Consider the following 5,040-nt stretch of genomic DNA (forward strand, 5'->3'; position numbering starts at 1 on the left):
CCCTCCGGTCGGACGAGCGCGCACTTGAAGGCGTTGTCGGCGACGGCGGCCTCTGAGAGGGACGGTACGTCGATCGGCGGAACCGCTTATAAGCGGGCTGCGGTGGCGTCGCCGGCGCGTAGCGCCGGCTATCGCACGCGCGAGGGAGTCGCGAACGGAGTGAGCAACGAGATCGGGGAGGCGTGACAGAGATCAGTCCGATCGCCGAATCGAGACCGTTCAACGCGAGAAACCGCGAAACGAGAAAGTCGCAGGACGGAATGGGACGGACCGAGGTCCGCTTACCCCTCCATGCCGCCGAACGAGAGGCCGTCCTCGACGGAGCGCTGCGCCGCGAAGTAGACGATCGCGACGGGGAGCGCGAACAGGTTCGCGAACGCCGCGAAGCGCGTCCACGGCGTGGAGAACCGCCCCTCCGTCGCGAGGTTGTACAGCTCCACCGAGAGCGGGTAGTTCTCCGGCGAGAGCAGCGTCTGCGCGATGATGAACTCGTTCCACCCGGCGAGCCAGACGAAGATGAGCACGACCGCGAGCCCCGGCTTCGTCAGCGGGATGATCACCTCCCGGATCGTCTGGAGGAAGCTCGCGCCGTCGACCATCGCCGCCTCCTCGTAGGAGACCGGGATGTTGTCCATGTACGTCTTCAGCAGCCAGGTGTTGAACGGGATCGCGCCGGCGGCGTAGAACAGCCCGAGGACGAACAGGTTGTTCGTCAGCCCGTACGAACTGAACAGCGAGTACAGCGCCACGAGCGTCGCGATCGAGAGGCCCGCGCCGATCTGCGTGAACAGGACGTAGCCGTAGAGGATCCGCTTCCGGCCGACGAACTGTCGCCGCGAGAACGCGTACGCCGCCGGCACGATCATCCCGAAGCCGGCGGCGATCGTCACGCTGACCAGATAGAGGCTGTTGAACACCGCGCCGGGACCGGTGTCGGTCCCGACCCACCGGAAGCCGAGCGGAACGAGCCCGCTCCCGCCGCCGATGACGAGCTGCGGGTACCCCCAGTCGCCGTCGACGAAGAAGAAGTTGGACTCGAACAGCACCCACCGGTAGGCGTCGAGGTTGTACGTCGTCGGGTCGGGGAAGATCCCGCTGGTGTTGAACAGCCGGGTCCCTTCCGCGAGCGACGCGGTGAAGATCCAGAACAGCGGGAAGAGGAGGATTAACACCATCGCCAGCCCGAACAGGGTCATCAGGACGCTCTTCCCGACGTCCCACGGCGTCCGCTTCCCGGTCCGGAGGTCGTAGACGGCCCGCTGGACCGTCACGGCGAACCGCTTCGGAGCGGTCGCGAGCCCGAGGAGCTTCGCGCGGAGCAGCGCCAGGACGGAGGCGAGGGCGCTCATCGCTCACCTACCCCCTCGGCGAGGCCGCCGTAGCGCACGGCGGCGTACATGAACACGCCGATGAATCCGATCGCGACGATGAGGATCGCGGCCGAGAGCCCGAACTCGTTGAAGCTGATCGCCTCGCGGTAGCCGTAGACGATGATCAGCTCGTTCTGTCGGGCCGGTCCCCCGCGGTTGAACACCCACGGGATCAGGAACTGCTGGAACGCGGTCGCGCCGGTGAGGATCGACGCGAACAGCACCGGCCGCCTGATGGCGGGCAGCGTCACGGTGCGGAACCGCTGGAGGAAGCCGGCCCCGTCGACCATCGCCGCCTCGTGGAGCTCGCGCGGCACGTCCTGGAGCGCGCTCACGATGATGATCACCATGAACGGGTACGCCAGCCACACCTCGGTGGTGACGTACGCGAAGAACGCCTCCCAGCGGCCGCTGAGGAAGCCGATCGGGACGTCGAACAGGAGGAATTCGGGCGCCGACAGCGACGACATGACGCCGTTGTACCGCCCGAGTATCGTGTTGAACACGCCGAACCGGGCGTCGCTGAACATCCCGCGCCAGACGGTGATCGTGAAGATCCCGGGGAACCCGAGGGGCACGATCACCGCCGCGCGCATGTAGCGCTTGCCGACGACGCGCGCGTGGTTCAACAGGAGGGCGATGCCGACCGCGACGAACACCTTGACCACGAGCGAGACGGCGACGAAGAGCCACGTGGTCGACATCGACGTCCAGAACTGCGAGTCGCCGAGCAGCCGCACGTAGTTGTCGAAGCCGATCAGCTCCGCGCCGCCGCCGATCACCGATCCGGCGAACGTCGCGTCGGTCAGCGAGATGTAAAAGAGGTAGAATATCGGATACAGCATGAAGCTCGAAAAGAGGATAACGCCGGGTATCACGAGGAGCAGCCCCCAGTCGCGGTTGGAGAACGGCACCGCCGCTCGGAGTCGTGCGAGCCCGCTCGCGCCGGTGCCGGTCTGTGAGGAAGCCATGATGACTAGCTGGGAGAGTGCCTACAGGTTCTCCCGGATCTCGGACGCGGCCTGGTCGAGCGCGGGGCCGCTCTCCTGGTCGCCGTTGAAAACGCGCGTCAAGGCCTCGGTCAGCGGCGTCCAGACGCTGTTCATGTCGGGGTGGGTCGGGGTCGGCACGCCGCGGTCGACCTGCTGGGCGAACGCCTCGACTTCGGCCGGGAAGTCCCCGCCCTCGATCACGGAACTCAGCACGGGGATGTACCCCTGCTCTTTGGCGTTGGTCTCGACGACCTCCTCGTTCGTGGTGTACCACTCGGCGAACCGAGTGATCGCGTCGACCGTCGACTGGTCGGCGTCGTCCAACATGGCGCTGAAGTAGATGGTCTGGATCCCGGAGTACGACCGCGGGTTGTTGCCGTCGACCGCCGGGAGCGGCGCGACGCCGAGGTTATCGATCTCGCTCTGGAGGTTCGCGAGCTCCCACGGGCCGTTGACGGCGAACGGTGCGGCGCCGTCAGCGAACGCGACGATCTGCGACTCGTAACCCGGGTCCGCCGGGACGTAGTCGGACAGCGTCTCGAGGGCGTCCATCCCCTCCTTACAGGCGTCGCTGTCGAGGGTGACCTCCCGGTTCTCCTCGTCGTAGATGTTGCCGCCGTACGCCTGGACGTAGCCGCTCACGAAGTACGGGTTCGCGACGGGGTACGAGAGCCCATACTGGCCGTTGCCGGGGTCGTGGAACTCGTCCATGATCGAGACCATCTCCTCGACGGTCGCCGGCGCCTCGTCGACCATGTCCTTGTTGTAGTACAGCGCGACCGTCTCGGAGGCGAAGGGTAGCCCGTGGAGGGCGCCGTCGTACTGCACGGCCTGCTGTGCGGCCCCGGAGTAGGAGTCGAGCGACACGTCGACGTCGTCGCTCGCGTCGTAGAGGAACGGCGGCTCCTCGCGCACCGCGAACCGGCCGATCCAGTCGTGCGCCCAGATCCACGAGTCGGGTCCGTTTCCGGACGGGATCGCGGTCTCGAGCTGCTGGTCGAGCTCGCCGCCGGGCGCCTCCCTGTTGATCGTGTGGCCCGTCTCCGACTCGAAGTCATCGACGTACCCGGACATCGCCTCGTCCTCGCCGTCGGAGAGGTCGGTCCACAGCGCCGCGGTGCCGGTGTTCTGGTCGTCCGACCCGTCGGAGCCGTCGTCGCTTCCGCCGTCGCTCCCGTCGGATCCGTCCGACCCGTCGGACCCGTCGCCGCTTCCGCCGTCGCCGCTGTCCGTGCTGATACAGCCCGCGAGCGCCGCGAGCGCGGTACTTCCCCCCATCGTCTTGAGTAGCGTCCTGCGTTTCTCGTTCATGTGACTACAACAAACGATGAATTACATATTCATACATTTAGTTTTTGGGATCGGGGGGTCGATGCCGTGGCCTCCTCGCACCGTTCTCTCCGGCGATCCGCGGCTCGGCCGTCAGGCGCGCCTCGGTCACACATTTGAGATGAGATTGTTCCTCACATATCAAGAAAACAGCGAAGAACTAATATGCGGGAAGCGCCCTTTGCCAGTAAATGGCAAGAGTAACGCTCGACACGCTCCGGAAGGAGTTCGATCGGGGGACCATCGTCGCCGTCGACGACCTCGACCTGGAGATCGACGACGGCGAGTTCGTGACCGTCGTCGGGCCGTCGGGCTGCGGGAAGACCACCACGCTGCGGATGGTCGCGGGACTGGAGGAGCCCACGTCGGGGACCGTCAACTTCGACGACGAGGACGTCACGGAGATCCACGCGACGGACCGACCCGTCGCGATGGTGTTCCAGAACTACGCCCTGTATCCCCACAAGACGGTGATGGAGAACATGGCGTTCGGGCTCAAAATGAGCACCGACATGACGGTTGAGGAACGGCACGAGCGCGTGACCGAGATGGCCGAGATGATGGGGATCGCGGACCTGCTCGACGACAAGCCGGACGAGCTCTCCGGCGGGCAGAAGCAGCGCGTCGCCCTCGGTCGCGCCATCGCCCGCGAGCCCGAAGTGTTCCTGTTCGACGAGCCACTCTCGAACCTCGACGCGAAGCTCCGCACCGAGATGCGCGCGGAGATCCAGAAGCTCCAGAAGGAGTTCGGCGTCACGGCGATGTACGTCACCCACGACCAAGAGGAGGCGATGACGATGGGCGACCGCCTCGCGATCCTGAACGACGGGAAGCTCCAGCAGGTGGGCGAGCCCACCGAGGTGTACGAGAACCCGGTCAACGAGTTCGTCGCCGGCTTCATCGGTTCGCCGTCGATGAACTTCATCGACGTCGACGTCGACACCGACGGGACGACGGCGACGATCCGCGACGGCGACGCCGGGCTCGCGCTCGCGCTCAGCCGCGAGTACGTGGCGGGCCACGAGCTCGAAGGCGGTCCGTACACGCTCGGAATCCGTCCCGAGAACATCGGGATCGTCGAGGAACCCACCGGCGACGAGACGCTCACCGCGACCGTCGAGGTCGTCGAGCCGATCGGCTCCGACAACTACGTCCACCTCTCCGTCAACGACGACTTCCTCGCTCGCGCGCCGGCGAACGTCAAGCCGGAGGCCGGAGACGAGGTCGGAGTCGTCTTCGAGGAGGAACACGTCCACCTGTTCGACGCCGAGACGGGCGAAGACGTGTTCCTCACGGACGAGGAGGTCGAGGCCGCGGTCGCCTGAGGCGGTTCTTCGTACGCGGCCGTG

General features: G+C 66.2%; 4 protein-coding genes. 1 reads left to right on the top strand and 3 read right to left on the bottom strand.

Annotated features, from left to right (window positions below; translation table 11 throughout):
* Positions 1-281 precede the first annotated feature (281 nt).
* The 3 genes from DJ74_RS06330 to DJ74_RS06340 are packed head-to-tail and all read right to left on the bottom strand — an operon-like array spanning position 282 to position 3,673.
* Positions 282-1,349, bottom strand: a complete 1,068-nt coding sequence (locus DJ74_RS06330; RefSeq protein ID WP_094524813.1) for a sugar ABC transporter permease — start codon at positions 1,347-1,349, stop codon at positions 282-284.
* Positions 1,346-2,341 (bottom strand): carbohydrate ABC transporter permease, encoded by a 996-nt coding sequence (locus DJ74_RS06335; protein ID WP_094524814.1) that lies wholly within the window; start codon positions 2,339-2,341, stop codon positions 1,346-1,348. The genes DJ74_RS06330 and DJ74_RS06335 overlap by 4 nt, the downstream gene beginning before the upstream one ends.
* Positions 2,342-2,362: 21 nt before the next feature.
* Entirely contained in the window at positions 2,363-3,673 is a 1,311-nt protein-coding gene (locus tag DJ74_RS06340) for an extracellular solute-binding protein (RefSeq protein ID WP_170938275.1), read from the bottom strand.
* Positions 3,674-3,882: 209 nt separating this feature from the next.
* On the opposite strand from DJ74_RS06340, the gene DJ74_RS06345 reads away from it, so the two are divergent.
* Positions 3,883-5,016, top strand: a complete 1,134-nt coding sequence (locus DJ74_RS06345) for an ABC transporter ATP-binding protein (RefSeq protein ID WP_094526695.1) — start codon at positions 3,883-3,885, stop codon at positions 5,014-5,016.
* The last annotated feature ends 24 nt before the right edge of the window (positions 5,017-5,040 follow it).

Origin of the sequence: Halorubrum sp. Ea8 (genome assembly GCF_002252925.1) — an archaeon.
Taxonomy (GTDB): domain Archaea; phylum Halobacteriota; class Halobacteria; order Halobacteriales; family Haloferacaceae; genus Halorubrum.

Excerpts from the sequence above, each read along its gene's own strand:
- DJ74_RS06345 (WP_094526695.1), top strand. The coding sequence starts at position 3,883 with ATGGCAAGAGTAACGCTCGACACGCTCCGGAAGGAGTTCGATCGGGGG.
- DJ74_RS06340 (WP_170938275.1), bottom strand. The coding sequence starts at position 3,673 with ATGAACGAGAAACGCAGGACGCTACTCAAGACGATGGGGGGAAGTACC.
- DJ74_RS06335 (WP_094524814.1), bottom strand. The coding sequence starts at position 2,341 with ATGGCTTCCTCACAGACCGGCACCGGCGCGAGCGGGCTCGCACGACTC.
- DJ74_RS06330 (WP_094524813.1), bottom strand. The coding sequence starts at position 1,349 with ATGAGCGCCCTCGCCTCCGTCCTGGCGCTGCTCCGCGCGAAGCTCCTC.